The 25,698-nt window shown below is 64.8% G+C and carries 33 protein-coding genes; 22 read left to right on the top strand and 11 right to left on the bottom strand.

Going from position 1 to position 25,698, the window contains the following annotated elements:
* Nucleotides 1-259 precede the first annotated feature (259 nt).
* Nucleotides 260-1,513, top strand: a complete 1,254-nt coding sequence (gene icd / locus H5407_RS09380; protein ID WP_183104186.1) for an NADP-dependent isocitrate dehydrogenase — start codon at nt 260-262, stop codon at nt 1,511-1,513.
* A 164-nt stretch (nt 1,514-1,677) separates the two neighbouring features.
* Entirely contained in the window at nt 1,678-2,901 is a 1,224-nt protein-coding gene (locus H5407_RS09375; protein ID WP_183104185.1) for an integrase arm-type DNA-binding domain-containing protein, read from the top strand.
* A gap of 513 nt (nt 2,902-3,414) precedes the next feature.
* On the opposite strand, the gene H5407_RS09370 is transcribed toward H5407_RS09375, so the two are convergent.
* The 10 genes from H5407_RS09370 to H5407_RS09325 all read right to left on the bottom strand — a co-directional run bounded on the left by H5407_RS09370 (nt 3,415) and on the right by H5407_RS09325 (nt 9,191).
* Complete coding sequence (locus tag H5407_RS09370; RefSeq protein ID WP_183104184.1) at nt 3,415-3,642, bottom strand: AlpA family transcriptional regulator; 228 nt, start codon at nt 3,640-3,642, stop codon at nt 3,415-3,417.
* Complete coding sequence (locus H5407_RS09365; protein WP_183104183.1) at nt 3,639-4,199, bottom strand: hypothetical protein; 561 nt, start codon at nt 4,197-4,199, stop codon at nt 3,639-3,641. Before H5407_RS09365 ends, H5407_RS09370 begins: the two co-directional genes overlap by 4 nt.
* Before the next feature lie 2 nt (nt 4,200-4,201).
* The gene (locus H5407_RS09360) at nt 4,202-6,256 is read right to left on the bottom strand and encodes a ParB/RepB/Spo0J family partition protein (protein WP_183104182.1); all 2,055 of its coding nucleotides are present in this window, start codon (nt 6,254-6,256) and stop codon (nt 4,202-4,204) included.
* Between the two features lie 8 nt (nt 6,257-6,264).
* Nucleotides 6,265-6,837, bottom strand: a complete 573-nt coding sequence (locus H5407_RS09355; protein ID WP_183104181.1) for a hypothetical protein — start codon at nt 6,835-6,837, stop codon at nt 6,265-6,267.
* Nucleotides 6,834-7,199 carry a hypothetical protein gene (locus H5407_RS09350; RefSeq protein ID WP_183104180.1) on the bottom strand — a complete coding sequence of 122 codons (366 nt, stop codon included), beginning with the start codon at nt 7,197-7,199 and terminating at the stop codon, nt 6,834-6,836. Before H5407_RS09350 ends, H5407_RS09355 begins: the two co-directional genes overlap by 4 nt.
* A complete protein-coding gene (locus H5407_RS09345) occupies nt 7,192-7,521 on the bottom strand; it encodes a hypothetical protein (RefSeq protein WP_183104179.1) in 330 nt (109 codons plus the stop codon). The genes H5407_RS09350 and H5407_RS09345 overlap by 8 nt, the downstream gene beginning before the upstream one ends.
* Nucleotides 7,518-7,814 carry a hypothetical protein gene (locus tag H5407_RS09340; protein ID WP_183104178.1) on the bottom strand — a complete coding sequence of 99 codons (297 nt, stop codon included), beginning with the start codon at nt 7,812-7,814 and terminating at the stop codon, nt 7,518-7,520. The genes H5407_RS09345 and H5407_RS09340 overlap by 4 nt, the downstream gene beginning before the upstream one ends.
* Entirely contained in the window at nt 7,811-8,128 is a 318-nt protein-coding gene (locus tag H5407_RS09335) for a hypothetical protein (RefSeq protein WP_183104177.1), read from the bottom strand. Before H5407_RS09335 ends, H5407_RS09340 begins: the two co-directional genes overlap by 4 nt.
* Nucleotides 8,129-8,272: 144 nt before the next feature.
* Nucleotides 8,273-8,452: a hypothetical protein gene (locus tag H5407_RS09330; protein WP_183104176.1), complete on the bottom strand. Its 180-nt coding sequence runs from the start codon at nt 8,450-8,452 to the stop codon at nt 8,273-8,275.
* A 19-nt stretch (nt 8,453-8,471) separates the two neighbouring features.
* The gene (locus H5407_RS09325; protein ID WP_183104175.1) at nt 8,472-9,191 is read right to left on the bottom strand and encodes an autoinducer binding domain-containing protein; all 720 of its coding nucleotides are present in this window, start codon (nt 9,189-9,191) and stop codon (nt 8,472-8,474) included.
* A gap of 109 nt (nt 9,192-9,300) precedes the next feature.
* Here H5407_RS09325 and H5407_RS09320 point away from each other — a divergent pair, with 109 nt between their 5' ends.
* Nucleotides 9,301-9,726 (top strand): hypothetical protein, encoded by a 426-nt coding sequence (locus H5407_RS09320; RefSeq protein WP_183104174.1) that lies wholly within the window; start codon nt 9,301-9,303, stop codon nt 9,724-9,726.
* Here H5407_RS09320 and H5407_RS09315 read toward each other — a convergent pair.
* Complete coding sequence (locus H5407_RS09315) at nt 9,697-10,500, bottom strand: helix-turn-helix domain-containing protein (RefSeq protein ID WP_255501163.1); 804 nt, start codon at nt 10,498-10,500, stop codon at nt 9,697-9,699. The two genes, H5407_RS09320 and H5407_RS09315, sit on opposite strands and share 30 nt — an antisense overlap.
* Here H5407_RS09315 and H5407_RS24850 point away from each other — a divergent pair.
* The 19 genes from H5407_RS24850 to H5407_RS09220 all read left to right on the top strand — a co-directional run bounded on the left by H5407_RS24850 (nt 10,399) and on the right by H5407_RS09220 (nt 25,583).
* Nucleotides 10,399-10,683 carry a YdaS family helix-turn-helix protein gene (locus H5407_RS24850; RefSeq protein ID WP_220800533.1) on the top strand — a complete coding sequence of 95 codons (285 nt, stop codon included), beginning with the start codon at nt 10,399-10,401 and terminating at the stop codon, nt 10,681-10,683. The genes H5407_RS09315 and H5407_RS24850 overlap by 102 nt on opposite strands.
* Before the next feature lie 80 nt (nt 10,684-10,763).
* A complete protein-coding gene (locus H5407_RS09305; protein ID WP_183104172.1) occupies nt 10,764-11,249 on the top strand; it encodes a phage regulatory CII family protein in 486 nt (161 codons plus the stop codon).
* A gap of 29 nt (nt 11,250-11,278) precedes the next feature.
* Nucleotides 11,279-11,560 carry a hypothetical protein gene (locus tag H5407_RS09300; RefSeq protein WP_183104171.1) on the top strand — a complete coding sequence of 94 codons (282 nt, stop codon included), beginning with the start codon at nt 11,279-11,281 and terminating at the stop codon, nt 11,558-11,560.
* Nucleotides 11,561-11,626: 66 nt separating this feature from the next.
* Nucleotides 11,627-14,296, top strand: coding sequence for a VapE domain-containing protein (locus H5407_RS09295; RefSeq protein ID WP_183104170.1), 2,670 nt, complete (start codon nt 11,627-11,629; stop codon nt 14,294-14,296).
* A 284-nt stretch (nt 14,297-14,580) separates the two neighbouring features.
* Nucleotides 14,581-14,910, top strand: a complete 330-nt coding sequence (locus tag H5407_RS09290; RefSeq protein ID WP_183104169.1) for a hypothetical protein — start codon at nt 14,581-14,583, stop codon at nt 14,908-14,910.
* Nucleotides 14,910-15,332 carry a hypothetical protein gene (locus H5407_RS09285; protein WP_183104168.1) on the top strand — a complete coding sequence of 141 codons (423 nt, stop codon included), beginning with the start codon at nt 14,910-14,912 and terminating at the stop codon, nt 15,330-15,332. The genes H5407_RS09290 and H5407_RS09285 overlap by 1 nt, the downstream gene beginning before the upstream one ends.
* 235 nt (nt 15,333-15,567) lie before the next feature.
* Complete coding sequence (locus tag H5407_RS09280) at nt 15,568-15,885, top strand: HNH endonuclease signature motif containing protein (RefSeq protein WP_310737634.1); 318 nt, start codon at nt 15,568-15,570, stop codon at nt 15,883-15,885.
* Between the two features lie 102 nt (nt 15,886-15,987).
* The gene (locus H5407_RS09275; protein WP_183104167.1) at nt 15,988-16,545 is read left to right on the top strand and encodes a P27 family phage terminase small subunit; all 558 of its coding nucleotides are present in this window, start codon (nt 15,988-15,990) and stop codon (nt 16,543-16,545) included.
* Nucleotides 16,545-18,248 (top strand): terminase large subunit, encoded by a 1,704-nt coding sequence (locus tag H5407_RS09270; RefSeq protein WP_183104166.1) that lies wholly within the window; start codon nt 16,545-16,547, stop codon nt 18,246-18,248. Before H5407_RS09275 ends, H5407_RS09270 begins: the two co-directional genes overlap by 1 nt.
* Nucleotides 18,248-19,474 (top strand): phage portal protein, encoded by a 1,227-nt coding sequence (locus H5407_RS09265; protein WP_183104165.1) that lies wholly within the window; start codon nt 18,248-18,250, stop codon nt 19,472-19,474. The genes H5407_RS09270 and H5407_RS09265 overlap by 1 nt, the downstream gene beginning before the upstream one ends.
* Entirely contained in the window at nt 19,471-20,094 is a 624-nt protein-coding gene (locus tag H5407_RS09260; protein WP_183104164.1) for an HK97 family phage prohead protease, read from the top strand. The genes H5407_RS09265 and H5407_RS09260 overlap by 4 nt, the downstream gene beginning before the upstream one ends.
* A 150-nt stretch (nt 20,095-20,244) precedes the next feature.
* Nucleotides 20,245-21,519: a phage major capsid protein gene (locus H5407_RS09255; RefSeq protein ID WP_183104163.1), complete on the top strand. Its 1,275-nt coding sequence runs from the start codon at nt 20,245-20,247 to the stop codon at nt 21,517-21,519.
* Between the two features lie 63 nt (nt 21,520-21,582).
* On the top strand, nt 21,583-21,954 hold the full coding sequence (locus H5407_RS09250; protein WP_183104162.1) for a hypothetical protein: 372 nt from the start codon (nt 21,583-21,585) through the stop codon (nt 21,952-21,954).
* A gap of 23 nt (nt 21,955-21,977) precedes the next feature.
* Nucleotides 21,978-22,544, top strand: coding sequence for a hypothetical protein (locus H5407_RS09245; RefSeq protein WP_183104161.1), 567 nt, complete (start codon nt 21,978-21,980; stop codon nt 22,542-22,544).
* Entirely contained in the window at nt 22,541-23,110 is a 570-nt protein-coding gene (locus H5407_RS09240; protein WP_183104160.1) for a phage head-tail connector protein, read from the top strand. Before H5407_RS09245 ends, H5407_RS09240 begins: the two co-directional genes overlap by 4 nt.
* Nucleotides 23,111-23,141: 31 nt before the next feature.
* Nucleotides 23,142-23,438 (top strand): phage head closure protein, encoded by a 297-nt coding sequence (locus H5407_RS09235; protein WP_183104159.1) that lies wholly within the window; start codon nt 23,142-23,144, stop codon nt 23,436-23,438.
* The gene (locus H5407_RS09230) at nt 23,431-23,934 is read left to right on the top strand and encodes an HK97-gp10 family putative phage morphogenesis protein (protein WP_183104158.1); all 504 of its coding nucleotides are present in this window, start codon (nt 23,431-23,433) and stop codon (nt 23,932-23,934) included. Before H5407_RS09235 ends, H5407_RS09230 begins: the two co-directional genes overlap by 8 nt.
* Nucleotides 23,935-23,937: 3 nt before the next feature.
* Nucleotides 23,938-24,336, top strand: coding sequence for a DUF3168 domain-containing protein (locus tag H5407_RS09225; protein WP_183104157.1), 399 nt, complete (start codon nt 23,938-23,940; stop codon nt 24,334-24,336).
* Between the two features lie 23 nt (nt 24,337-24,359).
* Complete coding sequence (locus H5407_RS09220) at nt 24,360-25,583, top strand: phage tail tube protein (protein ID WP_183104156.1); 1,224 nt, start codon at nt 24,360-24,362, stop codon at nt 25,581-25,583.
* Nucleotides 25,584-25,698: the final 115 nt, after the last annotated feature.

Genomic DNA, 25,698 nt, shown 5'->3' with positions numbered 1-25,698 from the left:
ATGCGGGCTTGCGCATCAAACAAGGCGTATCTGCGCTCATCTCGCGCTGGCGACTGGCGATTGCCGGTCTCCGGAAGCGTGGGTGCCTGCGTCGGTGCCCGTGTGCGCAGCGGCTCCGGATTCACTGCGGGTGAAACCGCATTGAAACGCCTGACTGCAAGGCGTATCAGGCCCATGAAAGCTCTGCTGGCATAGAATCGATTTCTTTATGGCGGCACCCCGCCGCATCCAACCTCGCGACTAGCGGAGACGACTACACATGTACCAACACATCAAGGTGCCCGAAGGCGGGCAGAAGATCACGGTCAACGCCGACTTCTCCCTGAATGTGCCCGATCAGCCGATCATTCCCTACATCGAGGGTGACGGCACGGGGTTTGACATCACGCCGGTGATGATCAAGGTCGTCGATGCAGCCGTGGCCAAGGCCTACGGCGGCAAGAAGAAGATCCACTGGATGGAGATCTACGCCGGCGAGAAGTCGACCAAGGTCTACGGCCCTGATGTCTGGCTGCCCGAAGAGACCCTGCAGGTTCTGAAGGACTATGTGGTCTCCATCAAGGGCCCGCTGACCACTCCCGTCGGTGGTGGCATCCGCTCGCTGAACGTGGCCCTGCGCCAGGAGCTGGACCTCTATGTCTGCCTGCGTCCGGTGCGCTACTTCAAGGGTGTGCCTTCCCCCGTGAAGGAACCGCACAAGACCGACATGGTCATCTTCCGCGAGAACTCGGAAGACATCTACGCCGGCATCGAATTCGAAGCCCAGAGTGACAAGGCCAAGAAGCTGATCGCCTTTCTGCAGAACGAATTCGGCGTCAAGAAGATCCGCTTCCCCGAGACCTCGGGCATCGGCATCAAGCCGGTCTCCAGGGAAGGTACCGAGCGTCTGGTCCGCAAGGCTATCCAGTACGCCATCGACAATGACAAGCCCAGCGTGACCATCGTGCACAAGGGCAACATCATGAAGTTCACCGAAGGCGGCTTCCGCGACTGGGCCTATGCCCTGGCCCAGAAGGAGTTCGGCGCTGAGCTGATCGATGGCGGCCCGTGGTGCAAGTTCAAGAACCCGAAGACCGGCAAGGACATCGTGGTGAAGGACTCCATCGCCGATGCCTTCCTGCAGCAGATTCTGCTTCGTCCCGCCGAGTACTCGGTGATCGCTACGCTGAACCTGAATGGGGACTACGTGTCTGACGCTCTGGCTGCGCAGGTTGGTGGCATCGGCATCGCCCCGGGCGCGAACCTGAGCGATTCCGTCGCCATGTTCGAGGCCACGCACGGCACCGCTCCCAAGTACGCCGGCAAGGACTATGTGAACCCCGGCTCCGAAATCCTGTCCGCAGAAATGATGCTGCGCCACATGGGTTGGCTGGAAGCGGCTGACCTGATCATCTCCTCGATGGAAAAGTCCATCCTGTCGAAGAAGGTCACCTATGACTTTGCCCGCCTGCTGGACGGCGCCACGCAGGTGTCGTGCTCTGGCTTTGGTCAAGTGATGATTGACCACATGTGACGACGTCGCCGGGTGTTTCCTGGCGTTGATACTGAAGCCCCGCGCTCTATGAGGACCGGGGCTTTTTTGTTGCCTAGTGTCGCCTTGGTGCGCCTCGCATCGCCAAGCAACGGGGCCATAATCGGGGCCATCTGGTGGGGCCATGGCCCCGTTTTGGGGCCACGGTGCGACACATCAACTACACGCTCAAGCCAGCGCAGATCGACAACGCGAAACCGGCTGAGAAGCCCTATGCGCTGACCGACGGCGGCGGGCTGATCATCGAGATCCTCCCGGGCGGGTCCAAGACCTGGCGTTACAAGTACCACCTCCTCGGCAAGCGCGAGAAGGTGACCATTGGGGCTTATCCAGCCATCGGGATCAAGGCGGCCCGGGACAAGCACGAGGAGCTGAGGGCGTTGGTCGAGGCCGGGCAAAGCCCGGCCAAGGCCAAGCAGGCGCAGGCGGTGGAGTCGCGCCAGGCTGCGGAGCGGGCTACGGCGTTTCGAGTCTTTGCGCAGCGCTGGATTGATGAGACGCTGTTCTATCGCTCGCCGACCTACCGCGCCCAGATCGTGCGCTGGCTCGACAGCTACGTCTACCCGGAGATCGGCGACATGGAGCTGGGCGAGGTGATGCCGGCCCATGTGCTGAGCATTTTGGAGAAGCGGCTGGACACGCCAACCACGGCCGATCGGGTGCGCGTGATCATCCAGCAGATCTACAACTTCGCCATCCGCAAGCTGCTGGTGACCACCAACCCTGCCACGCCGCTGCGTGGTGCAGTGGTGGTGCCGCCCAAGACACATGCGCCGCACCTAACGGCCAAGCAGCTGGGCGAATTCTGGCGGGTGGTGGACAAGCAGGGCGGGGCGCACGCATCCACCATCCTGGCCAGCAAGCTGCTATGCCTGACGATGGTCCGCAAGATGGAACTGCTGCGGGCCAAGAAGGCTGAGTTCGATCTGGAGGCAGGGGTCTGGGACATTCCCGCCGAGCGCATGAAGATGAAGCGCGTGCATCGGGTGATGCTGTCCAGCCAGGCGCTGGAGCTGGTGCGCATGCTGGTGCACTTCAGCAGTGGCAGTGACTACCTGGTGCCGTCGATCTTCAGGCGCGAGACGCACATGAGTGAGGTGACCCTCAACCACTTTTTCAAGCGCATGGATTTTGGTGTGCCCCGGTTCAGCCCGCACGGTTTCCGCGGGACTGCGGCGACGGTGCTGCGCGAACATGGCTTTGGCCGTGATGTGGTGGAGCTGCTGCTGGCCCACGCCGAGCGCGATGCCACCGTGGCGGCCTACTCACATGTTGAGCTGAACCCTGAGCGCCGGCGGGCGATGCAGTTCTGGGCCGACTTTGTGGACCGGGCGGCCGCTGGGGCTGAGGTGATCGTGCTGAGGGCGTGAAAAAAAATGCCGCCGATTGTAGAAAATAAGGGAAAACACCTATATAGTCACGCCAATGGTCGAACGGCTTGAAACGCTGCTCGATCAGAGGGCCTTAGCAAAGGCTCGGGCCGCAATGCTACGCGGCTTAAGGTGATGTCAGTACGGGCGTGTGAAGCAATCGGATCGCGAACCGCAGGGGCGTTAGCCCTAGAAAAAAACGCAGGGCGTTGCGCCAACTTGTGCTGACTGAGCTGAGATGCCCGAGACCATGCTAGCTAGGTCAACGGCTAGCGCCTGGCAAGGCGCGATACAAATGAGCCAACCTTCATCAGTTGGCGGATCCGCCGGCGTAAACAAGGTGAAAACCATGTTGAAGCTGACGTTGCAGTACGGGAAATTGAAGATCAATGTGGCTGTACCAGTCACATTGATTGCCTCAATCCTGATTTTGCTGCTATAGGAGTAAGGGGTGGGGCGAAAGCTCCACCCCCCAAACCGAACAGGGCTACATTGCGGGCGCAGGTTCGCGCTTCAGGCATCGGCAGCGTGGCCGATGTTGAGCACCTGCTCGATGGGCCACACCGTCGTCTTTTCGCCCAGCTTACGGCCCTCGGGCACGCGGCCGGCGGCGATCCACTTGTACCAGGTAGCACGGTTGATGGGCAGCAGGCCCGGCTGTCCGGTCTTGGTGTTGCGGCAGATCTGGGAGACGCGCAGCAGTGCGCCGGCGGGGTAGGTGATCTGGGTAGGGGGATTCATGCTGGGACTCCCGACTTGTCGAGGTGGACGGGCCAGAAGCGCCGGGTGCTGTCTGCTGGGATGGCATCGGCATGCCCGGTGGTGGCAATCATGTTCAGGGGGCGAGGGGTGGTGGCCAGGCGGGCGCACTCTGCCGCCATCTCGTTGACTCGGCGCTCGGACCAGTCAGCTGCTGCGATGGCGGTGGGGCGGTCCACCTGGTGGTCCAGCTGGTCCATGACCTCGAGGCCGATCTTTGCGAGCTGGTAATCCGGGCCGTCGAAGGCCACGCGGCCAGTGCGGCCGTAGCGGTTGACCAGGCGCTCTGCTAGGGCCAGCGGCTGGACCATCTCGTCGACGCCGAGGTCGAGCATCTCTGCCACCTTCGACCAGGTCAGCACGCTGCCGACCCAGCCCCACAGCATCGACTCCTGTGCCTCGCCGCGGGCAATGACGTCCAGGTTGGCCACGTGACAGAGGCCGAGATCGAGGCGCTGGTCGCGGGTCAGCTTGGGGCGCAGGCCTCGGTGGAGGCGGGCGATCAGCTCGGTCTTCGTCGGGCGCTGTTTCTTGGCCATGCTCAGACCTCCGCCGGTTCGGTTGCGCCACAGGTGGCATCGCTCGCGCCGGCGTCGCCGGCGCCCTCGTCAGCCCTGCCGGCGGAGCCGGCCTGGTCTTGACCCTCTTCGCAGGCGAGGTCCGCGAGCAGCGATTGCTGCCCAGCGGTCTCGGCCACCTCCCCCGTCGGCGCCTGCGCAGCCTCGGATGGGGTAGCGCCGGCCTCGAAGTCCTGCAACTTCGCGCCGCCGTTGATGGCCATGCGCAGCCATTTCGGCATGAGGCCTCGGCCGGACCAGGTCTCGCCGGTCTGGCTGTTCCGATAGCGGGCCGGGCTCTTGCTCTTGAACGGTGCCGAGGCGGGCTCGCCGGCGTTCTCTTCGACTTCGTCGTCCGCCCCCTCGTCAGCGCGCGCAGCAGTGGAAGGGGTAGGGGAGAGGGTTCGCGCCAAGTCGGAGCGGATCACGTCCTCGACCGCATGGTGATGCGGGTCAAGCGGGTCGATGGCGTAGGCCTTCGCGAGCTGGCGGCGCTGGTCGAGCTGCGTTTCCCGCTGAATCCATGCCTGGCGATCAATCGTCACCATGACCAGCAGGGACGCGAGCTCGTCTGCGCTCATGGCCATGACCTTTTCGACGCGCCACCTGTTGTCGTCGAGCTCGGCGTCTTGTGGCGCTTCCCAGCCGAGAACCTTCTCGGCGGGGCCGAAGTCGTCAGCCAGCTCGAGCTCAGTGAGCAGGACCCAGCGGAGTTCCTCTGTGGTCCGCTGGAAACCGGCGACGCGAGACATGGCTGCTTTGACGACCTCGCCCCAGGTGCGGTGCTCCATCAGGGCGCGATCGGCAGGGCTCATCGCCTCGAGCTCCGCCTGGTAGCGGGCGTCGTCCTCCCGTTGCTTCACGAGCCATGCGGGCGTGTAGACCTCTGGGGCCGGCTTCTTGGGAGCATCTGCGTTCTTGTCCAGCAGGGCCTCTGCCTGCTCATCGGAGATGCAGGTCAGAACGAGTCCGGGGACGTGGGGGTGGCCAATCACCGTGCGGGGGATGGGGTCCGGTGATGCTTCGATCAGGTCCTGGTACGAGAGCTCCAGGCCCATCAGGCTGGTCAAGCCCGACAGCTCAGTGACAACGGTGAAGCCGGTAGGGGCCATGTCTGCGCGGCTGACCAACAGGCCGCGGGCCTCCGCTGCGGGGATGGCTGCCCAGCCCTTGCTTGCAGCCTCTTCAAGTGCGGCCTTTTGCGCTGCCTCCGACTTGCTGCTGTAGCAGTCGGGGTTCGTGCAGACGCCTGCACCGCAGTCCTCGAGCAGGGCGGGCTCGTTGTCGCTCAGCCGCGGGCAAGCGTTGCATGAAGGGGTGTCCGGGATGAGGTTGATGGCGTCGCGGTCAAACGCGGCGTCGGCGATCTTGAGCCGGTATCGCGTGGACAGGATCTCCTTGACCCGGCGTGCAGGCAGCGCTGTGCGTCGATTGCTCTTGGTGGCCTCGTCCCAGATCGTCGTTGTGCAGTCTGTCAGAGCCTGGGCCTGCAGGGAATTCGGCAGCGTGGCCAGGTCCTTGGCGACCTCAGAGCCGATCACTCCCGTATCGAGTGCGCTGCGCACATGGTCGTGGGCGGTGGCCAGCTTGAGGCTCGCGAATACATAGCGACGGCTCTTGCCGGTGCGCTGCATCAGCTCTTCGATGCTCACGTTGTGGTGCCGGCGCAGCTCATGGAGGCTGTCGGCCTCTTCCATGGCTGTGACGTCCTCGCGCTGGGCGTTCTCGATCAGTTGGGCGACGCGGACCTCCTCGTCCGTCATCTCGCGGACAACCGCCGGGACCGAGGCCAGGCCGGCGATTCCCGCTGCACGGAAGCGACGGTGGCCAAAAACGACTTCGTGCGTGTGCTCGATGTCGGCCTGGGCAAGGGGGCGCGCGACGATCGGGGAATGGATGCGGCCCAGGGGCGGTCGCATGGTTTCCGCCAGCTCGTGCAGTGCGGCCTCGGAGTACTTCTTCCGGGGATTGAAGGGCGATTCGCGCAGCTGAGCGCGCGGGATGGTGAGGATGACCTCGGACTGTTCGATGTTCAGCATGGTGAGCCTTACTCGGTGCGCCAGATGCGCGCGGTGTTCGCGTCGAGCTGGCGGGTGATGAACTTGCGGTTGACGGTCTTGCCCCAGCGGCGGGCGCTGGCGACAAGGCGCTTGGCGGCCGCCGGCGAGCACTTGAAGCTCTGCCCCGGCGTCATGCGGGCGAAGACTGCGTCATAGACGAAGGACTTGGCGCCCGGGCCGCCTGGAGGGATGGGCACGCCGTCTTCGATCAGCAGGGACTCGGGTGAAGGCAAGGCGACCGGGCCCTTCGTGCCTTCGGCTGACGGCTGCTTCTTCTCCTCGAGCCACTTGTTGAAGGTGGGGGGCTCCGGCTGGGGATCGGGCACTGCCGCCGGCTCGATGAGCTTCGAGCCGGCGCGGATGACGCTCGTGCCGCTTTCATCCTTGGCGCGTGCCAGCAGCTGATTCGCGAAGCACGACGCCAAGAGCGCACTGATGCTGTGGCTGGACACGTCGTACTTCTGTGCGACGTCGCGCAAGCTCAGCTCTTCTTCGGGGTGGGCCCTGAAGAAGGCGCAGAGGCGGCCGGCGAGGCTGTCGGGCTGCGGGGTGTAGCTCATGCCGCCACCTGCTGATCCATGACGTCACGGAAGCTGACCAGGCACTGCTCGATGATCTTGCAGCGCAGCGCGGCGGCGTTCGTGTAGAACTGGCGCAGCGTCAGCGTGATCACGCCGAGGGTGTCCCGGGCGGGCAGCTGGCGGATCTCCAGATCCAAGCACCGGGCCAGGTCCCGCACATCAAACACGAACGTGCCGGCGACGTCGTTGGCGATGGCTCGCAGAAAGCGCGCGGGCTCTTCTTGGCCTTGCTCCTGCACCAGGTGCAGCTTGGTGATGCTGCCGTCGCGCAGCGGAAGTTCGTGCGACTTGGCCAGGATGGAATAGCGGCCCTTCTTGCAGAGGATGGCGTGATCAGTCATGGAGGCTCCCGGGGCGGGTAGGGTGGGGATCGAGGGGGATGACGTCGGCGACGTCTTCGAGCTTGAGCACGGCGTGGCCGTGGTCGGTGCGCGGGGTGATCCCCGCAGCGGAAACAATGACGGTGGTGCCGCGGCGGAGCAGGCGCTGCTTGGCCTGGGCCGCGAGGTGCTGGATGGGCTGAGTGCCGTAGTCTTGCGTGACGGAGAAGGGGAAGCCCTTGCCACCCTTTAGCGTCATCAGCAGGAGCGCGTGAGGCGCTTTGCCTGCCGTGTAGCGGAGCTCAGCATCGCTGACCAGTTCTCCGGTGATGCGGATGCTCATTGCTGCACCCCGGCATGGGTGTTGGTCAGCACGCAAAGGGTGCCGTCGATGCTCAGGCCCAAGCGGCCGGTGCCTTCGGCCTCCATGCGCTCGCCCAGCTCAATGGTCTGCTGCCAGCGGTAGTCGAGCGCATCTTCGGCATCGGCCAGGCGGCGCTGCAGGTCGGCGATCAGCTGGTCCTGCTCGGCCAGGCGCTCGCCCTGCTCGCTCACAACCCCGCGCAGGTGGCGCAGCTCGAGACGCTGCAGCCGAAGCTGGATGCGGCGGGTGTCGGCGGTGTGGCGGGCGCTCATCGCGGGGCCGCCATTTGATTGAGCAACTGCTCGCGATGTGCCTGCAGCTTCGTCATGCGCTCGCGGTCCTCGACGCGGCGAGCTTGCAGCGTCGGGCTCTTCAGATAGAGCCGCCGATTTATTGCAGCTAGGCGGTCGTCAATCTCGATGTTGAACGACAGCTGGTCGATCTCGGCTGTGAGCCTGCGTACCTCGGCTTCGAGGGCATGCTCACAGATGCTCCTGTGCAGACGCCTGCACAGCTTGACGATCGCTGCCAGTAGCGCCTTGCCAGGCGCTGTGGGCGACTTGGTGACTGTCTGCTGAAGGTCCATCGCAACCCCTTGGTGTGGTGGTGATGGCGCGAAATATCACATACGTGATTTGTGGTGTCAACACGAACGTGATTGTTTGGGCAAAAAAAAGAGCCCGGGTTGCGGGCTCTGTGGTCTGCCGGCCCCGTTGGGCCTAGTCATTCATCACATTGTCGGGAGGGGGCCGGGGGTCGGGCCGGGAGTCGCATCCGGTTGCGCCTCGGGCGCGACCAGGGCGAACTTGCTGATGGTTTGGGGCGGCAGGAGCGTTGCGCTCGCGGCGGTCTCGCCGCCGGAGACTGCCTCGATCTCCAGCTCTGACAGCTGCTTCAGGGTTTCATTCATGGAGCCTCCTCGGTTGTGGCTATTGAATGATAGCCGCCCTGCGGGCAAGCAGCGCGGCATCAAGAGCACTCATGCAATGCATGGCGCTCACTGTGGCCGATAGGGTCTCGCTGGCTTGTCGATCGCTGAGGTTGAGGCGATCTGCCACATCTCTGATGCTGAGCCCATCGGCCACTAGTTGCAGCATGTGCTTCTCTATGGGGGCGAGTGCGGGCAAGCTGTCGAAGGGGTCTGATGGTAAAAGCAGGTGGCGGGCGGCGGCTAGGGCGTGGATCGCAAACTCCTGCAATGCATGCGCGTCATGAATTTGGCGGCTGCTGCCATAGTTGAGATCTCGGTCAGAGTGCAGCGAGACCTGAAGGACTCGCTCTCCCGGGAGCTGAAGCGCAGTGCACACGCCTGACGCCAGGCCAAGCGGCGAAATGGCGTCATAGATGTCACGGACGGCGCTGGCCGCGTAGGTGCGTGATCCCCACAGAATCGGATCACTTCTGTATCGGCAGTGCTGCTGAACTGGGCACCGGCGGCCCATCGTCGGGTCCAAGGCCAGCCAGTCGGAATGACGGGGCAGGTTATCGACCATGGCGTGCGCCCTGGGGTTGGTGCCGGTGTCGACAAAGGCGATGGCATCGCAGGTTCCATAGCCGCGGTCGTGCGCGAAGGCGCACAGGTGTCGCAGGAAGTCGCTAGTACTGCGAGCCTCTGAGACGTCGATGAGGCGCTGGTGAACGTTCGTCATGTATCAAATCCCTCGCCGGGCATTGTGATGACTCATCACGTGTGTGATCTACCTGCAACCGCTTACAGGTTGCCAGCTATAACGGTTGTGATAGATAGTTCGCACCCTGATGCACAAAGAAGCACAAAATTTACAGGGAGACGTGCTGACGCTACTGCCCGCTGCGTGGCAGTTCGACCATGCTTTGAGGCTGGAGTTCGTTCACTTCCAAACCGTCGTCAATCCGCCGAGCAGCGTGCCGGCGGGTTTGTTGGCGTCTGGGGTCACGACCTGGTACTGCAGCAATCTGCAGAGTGCGGTCATGCTCACATGGCCTTGGTCACTCGCGTACGGCGACGCTCTTCCCTGGGTGCATGACTATCTCGCCGTGGAGACCAACCTCGTCCCATATCGAGTGGTAGACGGGGAGGCGGTGCGGTTCGATGCGATTGAGCGCGCTGCGTATGTCTCCCGTCTGCTGTTCACCTTCGACTGGGCGCAGCAGGTAATGGCTGAGATCTTGGCCCTACTGGGCCCTTCGCTTTTGCGGGCCTGACGTCTTGCGGCCCGTCAGGGAGGGCTTCGCCGGCATCGTCGGCGTGAGATGGTCCTTGATCTCGCCAATCACCGTCAGAAACTTGGCAAGCTGATCCGGCGACAGGTCGGCGCCGATCTTCTTCATCTGGCTCTCCCATTCCGCGCTTGGGTCACGATCCATCGTCCGCGGAGCGCTTGCATCGGCGGTGCCTTGGCTCATGACCTCGTCAGCAGCCGCGCACAAGGCCATGGATGGGCCGTTCACGATCACCATTGACACCAGCTGGGCCAGCTGGACGCGCACTTCATGCGGCCGGCGCTGCGCGAGCTCACCCAGCTCATGCAGGCGCACACCAAACGGTACGGCTGGGGAGGCTGCAGGAGGCTCGCCGGCTGCGCCTGGGTACTTGGGGCCCCGGCCGTCCTTCAGCCATTCGGGCCTGACGCCTCCTGCCGCAGCGATCGCAAGAATCTCGCGCGGCGACTTGCGGTGGCCTGACTCAATGTTGCCGATGGTGCCCTGAGAAACGCCTGCGCGCTCGGCGAACTCGGCCTGCGAAAGGTTGAGTTCGGTCCGGACTTCAATGAGGCGTTCGGCAATGGTTCTCACATCTGTGATTGGACACGGATCTTCAATCACGAGGGTGTTATGCTTATGATCACGAACGTGATTAATAGCAGGTGCTGAATCGTGACCAAAACCGACGCCACGAGCAATAACGACATTGTTGCCGCCCTGGATGAGGCTATCGCGCTTTGCGGCGGGGCCAAGGCCTTTGTTGAGCGCATTCATGTCGCGTCCAGTAGCCCGGCTATGTGGCGGCGGCGGCAAAGCGTGCCTGCAGACCACTGCCCGTCGATCGAGCGGGAGACGGGAGGCAAGGTCCGCTGCGAACGGCTGCGGCCGAAAGTTGACTGGGGGTACTTGCGAAAGTCCTCCCCAGTCCAATTGGCCGAGGGGGCGCAGCAAGGCTGAGCTAGGAAGGGTGCAGGCATGGGCCGGACTATCTCGCCAACAGCCTGCCGCATCAACTTGAAGTTAGGGGTGAATTTCACATGAACGTTCTCGACGCCGCATTCCATACCGTACACAACCGGGAGCATGGTGGTGCCATGGGCTTGGCGCCGCGCTTGGGGAAGACGCACCAGGCTCTCAGTGCAGAGGTGAGGGGGGCTCAGGGGTTCAAGCTGGGGCTGTTGGACGCCATGTCAATCCAGATGCTGACCGGCGACAAGGCCATCCTCTACGCCATGGCTGCGGAATTGGGTGAAATGTGCATCCCGTTGCCGCAGAACCTGATCCCCGACGCCTCGCCCTGCGCGGCCAGGGTCTCGCTCATGGCGCAGGACTTTGCCGCGCTCATGGGGGAACTGGCTGCTGACCTTGTAGATGGCGTCATCAGCGACAACGAGCTGTCCCGCATCGAGGAAAGGTGTGGGGAACTCATTGCTGCAGTCCAGGGCATGCTGAAGCATGTGGCGGCCATGAACGCTGCCACGCACCACGGCGATGGCCAGCGCCCCGCCGGTGGCTCGCTGTGAGGCCGCGCGGCGAGATTCGGGCGGCCGTCGTGGACGCTTTCCCCCCGTCTGGGCAAGGTGCCGCGACTTGGCGCGACGTGGCGGCATTGCTGCACCTGAAGGGGGTGATCAACGCCGATGCGAGGGGAGAAGTCCGCCTGGTGAAGAAGGCTGTCGAGAACGCCGTCCAGGCGCGTGAGCTGATGCCGGAAGGTGGCACTGTGCGCGTTCCAGGCTCCTATCGACCGATGAGGCGATATGCACGGAGCTCGAACTGGGCAACAGCCACGACGGGCCAGCTGGACTGCGTGATGCAGACCTGGCTGCGCTGACGGCTTGACGAATCACCACCAAACACAGGACGGCAGGGCTGGCGCAAGACTGGCCCGCCGGATGCTATGGCGCACAAGCCTATCAACTATCTTGCGCTGAACGAGGCGCTGCTGCAGCGCGTCGCAGCCTTGCTCAGAGCCTGGCTGCCAAACGGCGAGGAGCGCAACGGCCGCTGGTACATCGGGGACTTTGACGGCTCAGCGGGTGAGTCCGCGAACGTCAACATGGACACCGGCCAGTGGATCGACAACGGCAACGCTGACGACGTCGGCCGTGATCTGATCAGCCTCTATGCGCGGCTGAACAACCTGAGCAACCACGACGCTGCCGTCGCGCTCATGCGCGATGAGCTTGGCTGGGAGCGTCCCGGCGCGGATGTGCCAGTGCAGGCGTCTGCACGCGCGAGCCAGGGGCAAGGGGAGCAGCGTCCTGAGCCGACGGCGGATGGCGAGGAGATGCTCCTGCGCGCGCCAGCCCAGGACAAGGGTGAGAAGAAGCCGCGACAGAAGCGCTGGCAGGCCGTGGTGCCAGTTCCCGATCACGCACCGGCGCCAAAGTTCCGCTGGCTGTACTACGACAAGAAGCGCGACCAGCGGGTCGAGCTTGAGGCGGTCAAGACCTGGGAGTATTCGTTCGAGGGTCAGCGCTACGGCTACGTGGCTCGCTTCGAGCGGATCAACAGCGAGGGCGACCTGGTCAAAGACACGCTGCCGCTGACCTGGTGTGAAAGCTTGGACGATGGGATGGGGCATCGGCGCTGGCACTGGAAGCAGTGGGAGGCGCCGCGGCCGCTGTTCGTGCCGTCAACGTTACTCAGTCGGGACCTGTCGCTGCCTGTGGTGGTGGTCGAGGGCGAGAAGTGCGCGGAGGCGGGGCACCAACTGCTGGGGCACGAGTTCGACTTTGTGACCTGGCCTGGAGGCTGCAAGGCCTGGGCCCTCGCGAACTGGTTCTGGTTGGTGGGGCGGACGGTCTACCTTTGGCCGGACTGCGATGCCCAGCGTGAGGCCTTGAACCGCGCGGAGCGAGAGCAAGGGGTGGAGGCTGCTACCAAGCCCATCCGCGACGCCGCGCGGCAGCCAGGGATGCAGGCCATGGTCGGCATCGGTACCGAGATGCAGGCGAAGCACGGGTGCAAGGTGTTCATGTGCAAGATCCCCGCGCCTGGCTCTGTGCCAGACGGCTGGGACATCGCAGATGCCATTGCATCAGGCTGGGATGCTGCCCGTGTCCGCGAGTTCATCCGTGCGGCAGGCGAGTTCCGCTCTCCGAATGATGAAGCGCGGGCCATGGCCGCCGAAACCCCTTCCGGGGCTGGCGCGAGCGATGAGGAGGCGGCGATCGCGTGGCGGCGCAAGCTCATCCTGTCCAGCACCGGCGCCATCAAGGCCTGCCGCGAGAACATCGTGCTTGCCCTGGATGGCATCCCCGAGCAGGGCCTTCCTGGCGCGGCCGAGGTCGCTGGCGTGATCGCCTTCAATGAGTTCACGAACAACGTCGTCAAGCTCAAGGCCCCGCCATGGGGAACAGGCGAGGGTGTGTGGCAGGAAGAGGATGAGCTGGAGATGGGCAACTGGCTCTCTCGGACGCTCTACCTCCCGCCCATGCCACGAGGCACGCTCGAGGAGGCCGTCCTCATGGTGGCCAAGCGGCACAAGTTCCATCCGGTGCGCGAGGAGATCACCTCGCTGCGTGGGAAGTGGGATCGCAAGAAGCGGCTGTCGACCTGGCTGCGGCGCGTGTGCATGGCTGAGGCGGAGTACGACGACAAGGACCCGCTGCAGCAGTACCTGGCCCGCGCGGGGACCTGGTTCGTCATGGCCATGTGCGCCCGGGTGCTACCTGAGGTCAAGAACGGCGTCACAGTGGTGCGCGGGCCCGGCACGAAGTTCGACTACATGCTGGTCTTCGAGGGCAAGCAGGGCTGGGGCAAGTCCACCATCGCCGCGATCCTGGGCGGGGACTACTTCGCCGACACAGGCCTCATCCTCGGGGAGAAGGACAGCTACCAGAACCTGCAGGGCATCCACGTGTACGAGTGGGGCGAGCTGGACAGCCTGGCCAAGGCTGAGGTGACGAAAGTCAAGCAGTTCATCGCCAGCTGCAAGGACCGCTTCCGGGCCAGCTTCGATAAGCGGCCTCGTGACTACCCTCGCCAGGTGGTGTTCGTCGGCACGACGAACGAGAGCCACTATCTGACCGACCTGACCGGGAACCGGCGCTTCTGGCCTGTGCGCCTTGAGCAGCCGGCTGATCTGACCTGGCTGCGGGAGAACCGCGAGCAGCTGCTCGCCGAGGCCCTGCACTACCTCGACAAGGATGTGCGCTTCTTCCCGATGGCGGCTGAGCAGCGCGAGATGTTCGACCCGCAACAGATGGCCCGCACGGTCGAGTCATCGATCGACAGCCAGATCCGCACCTACCTGTACGACGAAGAGCAGAAGGTGCCGCACAACGGCGTCAACGGCGCCACGGTCAACCAGATCAGCCTGGTCGAGCTGCTCGGTCGCATCGGCTACACGCCGGACAAGCAGACGGCTGTTGTGATGAAGCAGGCCGGCTCGGTCATGGAGCGCCTGGGCTGGACAGTGATCCGGCCTAAGGCCAACGAAGAGGGGCAGCGCCCGCGCTTCTACCGGCGCCCGGCGGGCACGGTGAGCGCCGCTGCCATTCCCAGCAACAGCTCAACGCAGAGCACTCAACCCACGGTGGACGACTATGGCTTCCCGCTTTGACCCTCGATCGGCAGGCGTGCCGGACAAGGTCGCGGCAGCCCAGTCCATGACGCCTATGTAAGCCCCACGCGACCAGGCGCGCCTGGATGTCCGCGATGTCCACCTGCTTTGAGTGAGTCCTCAACGTCTTGGCATAGGCCAGATTGGGGGCTCTTGGCGGAGCTTTGTCTGAATGGTCCAGATGACCACTGAAAAGCGCGGCCGGGCAGGGGCGGATGGGCGGGCAGGCACGCGCGCCTGAGCACTTGAGCGCTTTCACATCTCTCTCTTTTCAGGTGGACAAGATGGACAGAAAGAAGAATTGGGACTGGCTGCTGGAGCACATGCCCCGAACGGTGGCCATGCTGCGCGAGTACCGCGAGCTGGGCGAGGGCGGGCACGTTGACGAGTGCTGGCGTCACGGCGTGCTGGCGGGCCTGCCCAACTGGTTCTATGCCCGCGAGGGCGTCATCACGCTCGGCACGCCGTTCGACCCGCTGCCGGCGACTTCCACGCTGGGTGCGATGGAGCAGTGCGAGCTGGCCCGCACGGGGACGCAGCTGCTGCTGGCGCCCTTGGGCAAGGACCTCGACTTCATCCGGCGCCGTCAGCGCATCTCTGGAAAGGTGGCGTAATGGCGAAGATCGAGGAGATCGAGCGTCGGCTCTTGAACTGGGGCCGGTGGCGGCATGGTGCTGGTGCGGGTGGGCTGGGCTATGCCCGAGTCGTCTACACGGAGGTGCTTGCGACTGACCGAGACAACTACCAGGAGGCTGTCATCCCGACGGTCGACTGCGAAGCGGAGGTGACCGAGCGGGCGGTCCAGGCGCTGGCCTCCGAGTTGCGGGCGACGGTCGAGGTCTACTACGTGCTGGGCGGCGGGCTGGCGGCGAAGGCGCGGCGCCTGGCAGTGGCCGAGGCCACGGTCAAGTCCCGGATCGACCGATCGCATCGCATCATCCAGGCGTGGCTGGCTGAGCGAGAGCGCGGGCAGCTGGAGCAGCGCAGACGCGTGGAGCTGCTCACGCAGGCGGCTCGGCCCAAGGGGGAGTTTTAGTGCATAGCTCTTTTCGCTAAATTTCAGGCACGCTGCGGACATGCCACGTCAGGCTTGTTCGTGGTGGTGATTCGTGAACCTCTTGGCCCGTCAGGTTGCAGCCCTGCCGGGCCTCTTTTTTGGCGGTCCGTCTGCTCGTCGAAGGTCAACTGCCATGCCGATCTCAGCGCCGAAGCCCTGCACAGCATGTGGTGTGCTCGTGAGGGATGGCACGGCCAGGTGTGAGAAGCACAAGGTGCGTCTCGGCCAGTTCGCCGACAGCCGCCGAGGGTCGCGGCAATCACGTGGCTACGGTGCTGCGTGGGACAGGCTCCGCCTTCGCATCCTGGCGCGCGATAGCGGCATCTGTCAGTGCGACGAGTGCAAGAGCTTGGGTCGCCTGCGCATGGCGACTCAGGTCGACCACCGCATCAACAAGGCGACATGGAAGCGGCTGCACGGATCGCTGGCTGGCGTCGATGACGACAGCAACCTGCAGTCGATCAACGCGGACTGCCACAAGGCCAAGACCGCGCGTGAGGCCCAGCAGGGGAGAGGGGTAGGAAAAGTCTGAGGACCTTCCCCTACAGGACCGGCCTGGTACCCAAATCTTTGCGCGCGCAGGTTTTGGGGGTGGGGGGGGTTCAGACGTCTGTACGTTTAGAGGGGTGATCAAATGGGTGCTCGTGGTCCAAGTCCGAAGCCGGCCGAGCTGAAGCTGCTGGAAGGCAACCGCGGCAATCGGCCGCTGAACCTTGATCAGCTGTTCCGGCCCGAAGTCGGCGTGCCCGACGCGCCAAAGTATCTGATGCCTGGCGCGAAGAAGGCCTGGCGGCGGCTGAGCATTGAGCTGGTGCGCTACAACCTGATCAGCAAGGTCGACCGCGATGCGTTCGCCATGCTGTGCCAGACCATCGGCCGCCTCGAGCTGATCGAGCAGTCGCTGATGGCCAAGCAGGCACTGCTGCTGGCTGAGGGCAAGGACCCGACCGATGCGCTGGTCGACACCACGCCGAACGGGCTGCGCATCCAGTCGGTCAACTACCAGCTGCTCAACAAGGAGCAGGCCAAACTGCACGGGATGCTGAAGACCTTCGGCCTTCGGCCTGATGCACGCGCGTCGGTGACCACAGCCATCCGCGCCCAGCTGCAGCTCTTCGAGGGCGGCGTGGGCTCGTCGACGGCAAAGCAGGAGTCAGCACTGGAGCCGCGCGGCTTCGCTGATTTCGAGTGATGGCGGCCAGCTACTTTGATCGCGCGCTGGCGTATGCGCGGCGCGTGATCGCCGGTGAAGAGGTCGCCGGCCTCTACGAGCGCCTGGCTTGTCAGCGCTTCCTCCGCGACCTGGAGAGGGAGGGCTCCGATGCGTTCCCGTTCGTACTGGACCGCGCTGCTGGCGCTCGCGCTTGCCGGTTCTTCGAGCTGCTGCCTCACATCAAGGGCGAGTGGGCCAAGCCTGTCTACGTCGACGGCAAGCTGGGCTATGCCAAGCTGCGGCTGGAAGATTGGCAGATCTTCATCGAGTTCCAGCTCTTCGGCTGGAAGCACCGTGAGACGGGGCTGCGGCGCTTCCGTCGTTCCTACGAGGAGATCGCCCGCAAGAATGCCAAGAGCACGCGGGCCGCCGCGCGCGAGTTGTACCTGGTCAGCGCCGATGGCGAGCCGGGCGCACACTGCTACAGCGCGGCGACCACCGGCGAGCAAGCACGCGAGGTCTTCGATGTGGCGCGCCACATGGCGCTGCGTGAGCCTGAGTTCCTGGCGCGCTTCGGCGCCGAGGTCGGCAAGCACGACATCACAATCCCTGGCACGGCGAGCAGCTTCAAGCCGTTGAATGCCGAGGGCTCGACGCTCGATGGCCTGAACATCCACGGCTGTGTGGTGGACGAGGTTCACGCACACAAGACCCGCGCGGTGTGGGACGTGCTCGACTCGGCGACCGGCGCACGCTCGCAGGCCCTGATCAGCGCGATCACGACAGCGGGCAGCGATCGCTCGGGCATCTGCTACGAGCTGCGCGACTACACCATCAAGGTCCTGGAGGGGACTGTCGAAGACGAGACCTGGTTCGGGATCATCTTCACGATCGACGAGGGCGACCTCTGGCATGACCCGAAGGTCTGGCGCAAGGCGAACCCGAACCTTGGCATCAGCGTCAAGCTCGATGACATGGAGGCCGCATGCCGCAAGGCGCTGGCCCAGCCCTCGGCCGTGGCCAACTTCCTGACCAAGCGTCTGAACGTCTGGATTAGCAGCAGCTCGGCCTGGATGGACATGCAGTCCTGGAAGCACTGCGCGAAGGACCTGCAGCTGCAGGACTTCTTCGGCGAGCGGTGCTGGATCGGCATGGACTTGGCCGAGAAGCGGGACTTCGCAGCGCTGGTGCTGGTCTTCAAGCGCGACGAGGAGTGGTTCTTCTTCCCGCGGCTGTACCTGAACGAGTCGGCCATCGAGCAGTCGGGCAACGCCCACCTGCAGGGCTGGGCCCGGGCCGGGCACGTCATCGTCACGGACGGCAATGTCACCGACTTCGATGTGATCGCTGATGACCTGCGGCGCTTCTGCTCTGAGTTCGACGTGCAGGAGATTCCCTTCGATCCGGCCATGTCGCGGTACTTCGCGACCAAGCTGGTGGAAGAGGGCCTGCCGCTGGTCGAGGTGCGCCAGGCGCCAATGTTCTTCACGCAGCCGCTGATCCACATCGAGAACCTGGTGCTGGAGAAGAAGCTGCACTTCGACGGCAACCCGGTGTTCACCTGGATGATGGGGAACGTCGAGGTCAGCGTCTCGAAGTTCAGCGGCTTGAAGCACCCGACCAAGGGCCGGGAAGAGAACAAGATCGACGGTCCGGTAGCCCTGCTCATGGGCCTGGGCCGAGCCATGCTTGATGAGTCTGACAAGCCCGTCGTCTACGAGGGTGATCTGGAGATTGCTTGATGTCTATCCGCACCAAGGTTGCCGGCTGGCTGCTGCGTGGTGTGCACCCCCGCGATCCGTCGCTGATCGACCTGTTCGGTGGCCAGCTGACGGCTGCGGGCGTCAGCGTCAACGCCGACTCGGCGATGCGCGTTGCGGCGGTGTACTCCTGCGTGCGGGTCATCTCCGAGTCGCTGGCCTCGCTGCCGTTGATCCTCTATCGACGCAAGCCGGGCGGAGGTCGGGAGCGTGCGACGGACCACTGGCTCTACCCGCTGTTGCACTCCCGTGCCAACGGCTGGATGGGGAGCATGGCCTGGCGCGAGATGTGCACCGCGCACATGTGCCTGCGCGGCGTGAGCTACACGCGCATCGTTGGCGACAAGCGCGGCCGCGTCCAGCTGGTGCCTCGGCACCCCGACTTCGTGCGCTGCGAGCAGCTGAGCAATGGGCGGCTCGCCTACATGTTCCGCCAGCCGTCTGGCGGTGCCGAGCCGCTGCTCCAGGAGGAGGTGCTGCGCGTTCCGTTCCTGACGTTGGATGGTGTCAGGCCGGTGACGCCCATCGAGCTGCATCGGGAGACGATCGGCACGGCCCTGGCGAGCCAGCAGCATCACAACCGCTTCTGGGCCAACGATGCGCGCCCTCGTGGAGGCTGGATCTCGGTCGACGGCGACTTCAAGGACGACAAGGAGCGGGTGAAGTTCCGGGACCAATGGCAGCAGCATGTGTCTGGCGTCAATGCGGGCAAGGTCGCCTTCCTGAAGAAGGGCATGACCTACCACCCGTTCGAGGTGAAGGCGGAGGACATCCAGTACATCGAGAGCCAGAAGCTCAGCCGCAGCCAGATCGCCGGCCTGTATCGCGTGCCCCCGCACATGATCGGCGACCTGGAGCGGGCCACCTTCACCAACATCGAGCAGCAGAGCATCGACTTCGTCGTGCACTGCATGCAGCCCTGGGCGAAGCGCTGGGAGCAGGAGATCCCCGCGGCCCTGCTGACCGAGGCAGAGCAAGAGCAGTACTACGTCGAGCACCTGTTCGACGGGCTGCTGCGTGGGGACGCGACGTCCCGCGCCAACTACTTCCGCACCGCGGTCCTCACCGGCTGGATGAACCGCAACGAGGTGCGCGAGATCGAGAACATGAACCGTGCAGACGGGCTGGACGAGTTCCTGAGTCCGCTGAACATGGCGCCGGCAGACCTGCTGGCCGAGGCAATCAAAGGAAAGGTGACTCAGTCATGAAGGACTTCGAGCGACGCCACTTCACCTGCGAGTCGATCAAAGTCGAGACGCGGGCCAAGGGGGACAAGAAGGTCCCCATCCTGCGCGGGTACGCCGCAGTCTTCAACCAGCTGAGCGAGGACCTCGGCGGCTTCCGCGAGCAGATCGCCCCGGGCGCCTTCGCTGACGCGATCAAGACCGACGACGTGCGGGCGCTGTGGAACCACAACGCGGACTACGTGCTGGGGCGCAACCGCAGCGGGACGCTCAATCTCTTCGAGGACGCCCGCGGCCTCGGCATCGAGATCGAGCCGCCCGACACGCAATGGGCCCGCGATCTGCTGGTGAGCATGGAGCGGGAGGACATCAACCAGATGTCGTTCGGCTTCAGCTTGCGCCCGAACGGCCAGAACTGGGCGAAGGATGACAGCGGGCAGGTGGTCCGGACCCTGACGCGGGTGCGGCTCTTCGACGTGAGCCCCGTGACCTATCCGGCCTACACGCAGACGGATGTGGCCGTGCGGTCCATGAAGGACTGGCTGGGCCTTGGCATCAACCCGGATGCGGAGCGCGCCTTGGCAGAGCAGGCCGAGGGCCATCGCCAGGTCCAGATGCAGCTGCGCCGGCTGTCGCTGTTGTAGCGCCGTCCCTGTGCAGGCGTCTGCACACCCAAACCCCCAGGCCGTCTGCCCGCTCGCAGACGGCCTTTTGCTTTCTAGGCGTCCGCCGCTTCGTCGGCCTGGCGGCGCCACCCGGTGTCACTGGCCGACACATCAACCAAGGACTCAACGATGAAGCGACTGAGAGAACTGCGGCAGCGCCGCAACGAGCTGATCACGCAAAGCCGCACCCTGCTGGACAAGGCCGATGCCGAGAAGCGCGGCCTGAGCGCGGACGAGCAGACCCAGTACGACAAGCTCTGGAAGGACCAGGACGAACTGCGCGCCGAGATCGAACGCGAAGAGCGCCAGCTGCAGGTCGAGCGCGAGCTGGCCGAAAGCGAGATGCGCAACGGCGGCGGCAACGGCGGCGGCAACGGTGGCGGCAACGGTGGCGGCAACGGTGGCGGCAACGGTGGCGAGAACCGTAGCGGCGGCCCTCGCAGCACCCCCGAGTTCCGCGACGCCTTCCACGCGCTGCTGGTGAACGGTCGCAACTCGCTGACGGCGGACCAGATCCGCGCGCTCGCCATGGACAACGGCACGCAGGGTGGCTTTCTGGTTGCCAGCGAGCAGTTCGTCGATCGCCTGATCCAGGCCGTCGACGACGAAGTGTTTGTGCGCCGCTATGCCACCGTCGAGCGCGTGGATCGTGCCGCCAGTCTCGGCGTTCCCACGCTGGATGCCGACCCGGCTGATGCCGACTGGACGAGCGAGATCCAGACCGGCAACGAAGACAGCCAGATGTCCATCGGCAAGCGCGAGTTCGTGCCGAGCCCTCTGGCCAAGCGCATCAAGGTCAGCAACAAGCTGATCTCGCGCGTCGGTCAGCGTGCCGGTGACCTGGTGGCGCAGCGCCTGGGCTACAAGTTCGGCATCGCCCAGGAGAAGGCCTTCTTCCTGGGCTCTGGTGCGAACCAGCCGCTGGGCGTCTTCACTGCTCATCCGTCGGGCATCCCGGTGGCTCGCGACGTGAGCAACGGCAACACCGGCACCGCCATCACCATGGACGGCCTGGTCGCCGCCAAGTACTCGCTGAAGGCGCAGCACCAGAAGAAGGCGCGCTGGGGCTTCCACCGCAATGGCATCGAAATGATCGCCAAGCTGAAGGACTCCCAGGGCGGCTACCTGTGGCAGCCCGCGAAGAAGGAAGGCGAGCCCGACATGCTGCTGGGCCTGCCGCTCGACATGAGCGAGTACATCCCGAACACGTTCACCACCGGCAAGTACGTCGGCATCCTGGCGAACTGGAAGGACGGCTACTGGATCGCTGACGCCATGGACTTCCAGATCCAGGTGCTCAAGGAGCTGTACGCCGAGACGAACCAGACCGGCTACATCGGCCGCATGGAAACCGACGGCGCTCCGGTCCTGGCCGAAGCGTTCGCCCGCGTCAAGCTGGCCTAAGCCCCAGTCGAGCGATCGCCGCCGTGCGGTCGCTCCCTCTGCACCTCACATTTGGAGATCCAGATGATCGATCTGAAGAACCAGCTGGACGTGGTCCAGTCCCTGGCACCCGCCGCCCGCAACGCTTCGGCCAACGGCACCGGCGTCGACACCGTCAACTACAACGGCGTCATGGCGGTGGCCGAGTGCGGCGCTCTCACCGACGGCACCCACACGCCGGTGCTGCAGGAGAGCGACGACAACTCGGTGTTCAGCCCCGTCGCTGCCGGCCAGCTGGTCGGCGCCTTCGCTCCGCTGGCTACCAACACGGTCCAGCGCGTCGGCTACGCCGGCACCAAGCGCTACCTGCGGCTGGCCCTGACCGTGGCTGGCGCGACCACCGGCGCCGTCACCAGCGGCGTCATCGTGGGCGGCGCGCTGCGCAAGGCTCCCTGACCTTCCGTGAGCTGAGGACCATCATGCTGAAAATCAAACTGCTCACCATCCTGGCCGACGCCGTCCGCCGCGGCAATCCGGGCGACGAGATCATCGTTGACGACGAGGAAGGCGAAGCGCTGATCCGCGCCGGCTATGCGAACATCGTCATGACCGGCGAAGAGCTGGAGGCCCAGCGTGTGGCCGATGCTCAGCGCGCCGCTGAGGCGGAGGCTGAAGCGGAAGCGGTCGAGAAGGCACGCGCCGCGTTCCGCGCCTCGCTCCTGCGAGGCGAGCGGCCGGCATCCGTGGTCCAGCAGGCGCCGGCCCCGGTGCCGCGCACCAGCTCGCGTCGCGCTGCCCGTGCGACTGCTCAGTCCGACCAGGCCGCGGGCGGCGTGCTGGCACCTGCACAGGATGCTGGCCAGGCGTCGAACGACGATGCCAGCGCTGGCACCTCGAACGCATCGAGCGATGCGGTGGCCAGTGGCCCCGCCACCGATGTCGCGCCCGCAGCCGAGGCCCCCGCTGGCGATGCCCCGCCCGCGGCTGACGCTGTGGCGCAGCTGGACCTGGCCACTGATGGTCCTGCCGCCGGCGAGCAGCCATGATCCACCGTCGCATCGCCGCGCCCGCGCTGGCCTCGGAGCACATCACCCTGGCCGCGGCAAAGGAGCACCTGCGTGTGACGGACAGCGCCGATGACGCGCTCATCCAGAGCCTCATCTCCGAGGTTCGGCAGATGGGCGAGGACATCACGTCGAGGGCCTGGTGCACCTCGACCTGGGTCGCGGTGCTCGATGAGTTCCTCTGCGATGGCATCAGGCTCCCGGCGCCTCCCGTGGTCTCGGTGACCTCGGTGCAGTACGTGGACGAGTCTGGTGTCTCGCAGACGCTCGCGACACCGCTGTGGCAGCTGGACAGCGACAGCGAGCCGGGCTACCTCTTCCCCGCGTACGGCACCACGTGGCCCACGACGCGGCCGCAGGCCAACGCAGTTCGCATTACCTGCACGTGCGGCTACCCGGTCGGAACCCTGCCCGAGTCCCTGCGCCGCTGGATGCTGTTGCACATCGGCCATGCCTACGAGCATCGCGAGGCCACTGGAGATCAGCGGCTGGTCGAGCTTCCCTACACCCGCGGACTGCTGGACAGCTACCGCATCTTCACCCTCTGACGCTATGCCTGCTGGAGATCTCGACCGTCGAGTGAAGCTCGACGCGCCCGTCGTCGTCCGCGACCCCGACTTCGGCTCCGAAGTCGCGACCTGGAACACGGTCGCGACCGTCTGGGCCAAGCTGCAGGAGCGCATGGCCAGTGAAAGCAGCGAGGCGGACCAACGCGTGATGACGCGCCAGATCACGATCCGCATTCGGTACCGCGCGGACGTGCTCTCAACCTGGCGCGTGGTGTACGGCAGCCGTCGCTTCCGCATCACCGGCACGCTGGAGGTCGGACGTCGCGAGTACCTGCACCTGCTCTGTGAGGAGACCAGCGATGCTTAACGTGAAGCTGAAGGGGTTTGCCGAGCTGGAGAAGGCGCTCAACGAGTTGCCCGAGAAGATCGAGCGCAACATCGTTCGCAGCGCTCTGCGCCAAGCGGCCAAGGTCATCGAGGCCGAAGCGAAGCGCCAGGTCCCGGTGCGCAGCGGCAAGCTGCGGGACAGCATCCGTGTCAGCGTCAAGCTGAAGAACGGCAAGCCGGTGGCCACGGTCACGGCAGGCGGCAACAAGCGCGGCCAGCCGTTCTACGCGCACTTCGTCGAGTTCGGCGCCGCTGCACACGTCATCAAAGCCAAGCGCGGCAAGGCGCTGGCCATTGGCGGGGGCGCGGTCGAGCGCGTGGACCATCCCGGGGTCCGCAAGAAGCCATTCATGCGCCCCGCGCTGGACGGTGCCGCGCGAGCCGCCGTCCAGGCTTTCGGTGAACAGGTGCGGCGCAGGCTGACGAAGGAGGGGCTCAACGCTCCTGACGTCGCCGTCGACGACGAGAAGGACTAGGCCATGCAAGCAGAGAAGGCAATTCGCGCCTTGCTGATGCAGGACGTCGCAGTGACGGCGCTTGTAGGAGACCGTTGCTATCCGGGCGAGCTACCCGAAGGTTGTGCGCTTCCAGCCGTGGTGTTGGACCACATCAGCACGCTGGACCTCGAGACGATTGGCGCAGGCTCATATGGCCTGTGCCAGTCCCGCATCGAGGTCAAGGTGCTCGCCTCCAGCTATGTGCAGCAGAAGAGCCTGACGGCCGCTGTCCTCGCTGCCTGCCGCTACCAGCGAGGCGTCATCGCAGGCGTGCGTGTCGCCAAAGTCGCCCGTGCTTTGACCGGCCCAGATCTACGCGACTCGGATCGGGGCGTTTTCTACCAATCCACTGACTTCCACGTCACCTTCCAGGAAGCCTAGCTTCCACACTTGGAGCCACCCTCATGCCGAACGCACCAGCATCAGACATCTATCGCCAGTACTCCTACAAGCCTGAAGCCGTCTATGGCGTGGCGCCTTCGAGCGCCGGCGCGCAGCAGTTCCGCCGCGCAACGCCGAACGGCTTCGACCTGAAGAAGGACACCTACCAATCCAACGAGATTCGTACGGACTTCCAGATTGCGGACTTGCGGCACGGCGTGCGGCGTGTCGTGGGCAAGCTGGGAGGTGAGCTCAGCTGCAAGACGTATGCAGACGTCTTCGCGGCAGTGCTCAAGCGAGACTTCACCGCTGGCGCCTCTGCTGCCGGTGTGGGCCTGACGATTGCAGGCGCCGGGCCGACCTATACCGTCACGCGGGCGGCTGGCAGCTACCTTACTGACGGCTTCAAGATCGGCGACGGCATCCGTCTTTCGGTGGGGGCGCTGAACGCTGCCAACATCAACAAGAACCTGCTCATCGTGGGTCTGACGGCAACAGTGGCGACGGTCATGACGCTCAATGGCTCGTCGCTTGTTGCAGAGGGCCCCATCGCAGGATGCACGGTGGCTGTCGTTGGCAAGAAGACTTTTGTGCCGCAAACCAGCCACATCGACCGGAGCTTCACCTTTGAAGTCTGGTACGCGGACCTGCTGCAGAGCGAGCTGTACACGGGCAACAAGTTCACGCAGGTGGCGGTCAACCTTCCCCCCACCGGCATTGCCACCATCGACATGGATCTGCTGGGGCAGAACATGGTCCCGGCTGCGGCGCAGTACTTCACGTCGCCCACTCCCCAGACAACCACGGGCGTTGCTGCTGCGGTCAACGGTATCGCCCGGGCTGGCGGGTCGATCCAGGCGAACTTGACCGGGCTGTCGATGAACATTTCGGCCGGCTATGGCGGTGGCCCCACGGTCGGGACCAACGTCATTTCGAACCTGGCGGCGAACAAGCCGGTGGTGGTCACGGGACAGATCTCGGCCTTCTTCGACAGTGTCGCGATGCGCGATGCATTCATCAATGAAGGCGAGATCGACATCCTCGGCGCCTTCACCGCGGACAACTCGGCGAACAGCGACTTCCAAGTGTTCTCGATGTCCCGCTGCAAGCTGCTCGATGCAGCCAAGTCTGTCGGTGACGGCGGGATCATTCAGACGCTGCCCTTCCAGGCGCTGCTGAACTACAACGGCGGCGCTGGCACCGCCACCGAGCGCACCACGATCTCCATTCAGGACACCCAAGCCTGACCCCCTCCCCAGTGCAGACGCCTGCACTGGAATCCAGAGCACCGACCCGGGCCGGCTCGCCATCCTCGCAGGTGGCGGCCGGCCTGGGCGCGGGCATTTCTCTTTCTACCTGCGA

This window comes from Mitsuaria sp. WAJ17 (assembly GCF_014174515.1).
In the GTDB taxonomy this organism is placed as follows: Bacteria; Pseudomonadota; Gammaproteobacteria; order Burkholderiales; family Burkholderiaceae_C; genus Roseateles_B.
This window is presented reverse-complemented; position numbering and strand designations above follow the sequence as displayed.

Excerpts from the sequence above, each read along its gene's own strand:
- H5407_RS09360 (WP_183104182.1), bottom strand. The coding sequence starts at position 6,256 with ATGCTGAACATCGAACAGTCCGAGGTCATCCTCACCATCCCGCGCGCT.
- H5407_RS09255 (WP_183104163.1), top strand. The coding sequence starts at position 20,245 with ATGAAGCGACTGAGAGAACTGCGGCAGCGCCGCAACGAGCTGATCACG.
- H5407_RS09220 (WP_183104156.1), top strand. The coding sequence starts at position 24,360 with ATGCCGAACGCACCAGCATCAGACATCTATCGCCAGTACTCCTACAAG.
- H5407_RS09320 (WP_183104174.1), top strand. The coding sequence starts at position 9,301 with ATGCACAAAGAAGCACAAAATTTACAGGGAGACGTGCTGACGCTACTG.
- H5407_RS09275 (WP_183104167.1), top strand. The coding sequence starts at position 15,988 with ATGGGTGCTCGTGGTCCAAGTCCGAAGCCGGCCGAGCTGAAGCTGCTG.
- H5407_RS09365 (WP_183104183.1), bottom strand. The coding sequence starts at position 4,199 with ATGGCCAAGAAACAGCGCCCGACGAAGACCGAGCTGATCGCCCGCCTC.
- H5407_RS09225 (WP_183104157.1), top strand. The coding sequence starts at position 23,938 with ATGCAAGCAGAGAAGGCAATTCGCGCCTTGCTGATGCAGGACGTCGCA.
- H5407_RS09325 (WP_183104175.1), bottom strand. The coding sequence starts at position 9,191 with ATGACGAACGTTCACCAGCGCCTCATCGACGTCTCAGAGGCTCGCAGT.
- H5407_RS09250 (WP_183104162.1), top strand. The coding sequence starts at position 21,583 with ATGATCGATCTGAAGAACCAGCTGGACGTGGTCCAGTCCCTGGCACCC.
- H5407_RS09285 (WP_183104168.1), top strand. The coding sequence starts at position 14,910 with ATGGCGAAGATCGAGGAGATCGAGCGTCGGCTCTTGAACTGGGGCCGG.
- H5407_RS09330 (WP_183104176.1), bottom strand. The coding sequence starts at position 8,452 with ATGAATGAAACCCTGAAGCAGCTGTCAGAGCTGGAGATCGAGGCAGTC.
- H5407_RS09230 (WP_183104158.1), top strand. The coding sequence starts at position 23,431 with ATGCTTAACGTGAAGCTGAAGGGGTTTGCCGAGCTGGAGAAGGCGCTC.
- H5407_RS09350 (WP_183104180.1), bottom strand. The coding sequence starts at position 7,199 with ATGACTGATCACGCCATCCTCTGCAAGAAGGGCCGCTATTCCATCCTG.
- H5407_RS09335 (WP_183104177.1), bottom strand. The coding sequence starts at position 8,128 with ATGGACCTTCAGCAGACAGTCACCAAGTCGCCCACAGCGCCTGGCAAG.
- H5407_RS09370 (WP_183104184.1), bottom strand. The coding sequence starts at position 3,642 with ATGAATCCCCCTACCCAGATCACCTACCCCGCCGGCGCACTGCTGCGC.
- H5407_RS09295 (WP_183104170.1), top strand. The coding sequence starts at position 11,627 with ATGGCGCACAAGCCTATCAACTATCTTGCGCTGAACGAGGCGCTGCTG.
- H5407_RS09305 (WP_183104172.1), top strand. The coding sequence starts at position 10,764 with ATGAACGTTCTCGACGCCGCATTCCATACCGTACACAACCGGGAGCAT.
- icd (WP_183104186.1), top strand. The coding sequence starts at position 260 with ATGTACCAACACATCAAGGTGCCCGAAGGCGGGCAGAAGATCACGGTC.
- H5407_RS09355 (WP_183104181.1), bottom strand. The coding sequence starts at position 6,837 with ATGAGCTACACCCCGCAGCCCGACAGCCTCGCCGGCCGCCTCTGCGCC.
- H5407_RS09245 (WP_183104161.1), top strand. The coding sequence starts at position 21,978 with ATGCTGAAAATCAAACTGCTCACCATCCTGGCCGACGCCGTCCGCCGC.
- H5407_RS09260 (WP_183104164.1), top strand. The coding sequence starts at position 19,471 with ATGAAGGACTTCGAGCGACGCCACTTCACCTGCGAGTCGATCAAAGTC.
- H5407_RS09315 (WP_255501163.1), bottom strand. The coding sequence starts at position 10,500 with ATGAATGCGCTCAACAAAGGCCTTGGCCCCGCCGCAAAGCGCGATAGC.
- H5407_RS09290 (WP_183104169.1), top strand. The coding sequence starts at position 14,581 with ATGGACAGAAAGAAGAATTGGGACTGGCTGCTGGAGCACATGCCCCGA.
- H5407_RS09340 (WP_183104178.1), bottom strand. The coding sequence starts at position 7,814 with ATGAGCGCCCGCCACACCGCCGACACCCGCCGCATCCAGCTTCGGCTG.
- H5407_RS09265 (WP_183104165.1), top strand. The coding sequence starts at position 18,248 with ATGTCTATCCGCACCAAGGTTGCCGGCTGGCTGCTGCGTGGTGTGCAC.
- H5407_RS09240 (WP_183104160.1), top strand. The coding sequence starts at position 22,541 with ATGATCCACCGTCGCATCGCCGCGCCCGCGCTGGCCTCGGAGCACATC.
- H5407_RS09345 (WP_183104179.1), bottom strand. The coding sequence starts at position 7,521 with ATGAGCATCCGCATCACCGGAGAACTGGTCAGCGATGCTGAGCTCCGC.
- H5407_RS09270 (WP_183104166.1), top strand. The coding sequence starts at position 16,545 with ATGGCGGCCAGCTACTTTGATCGCGCGCTGGCGTATGCGCGGCGCGTG.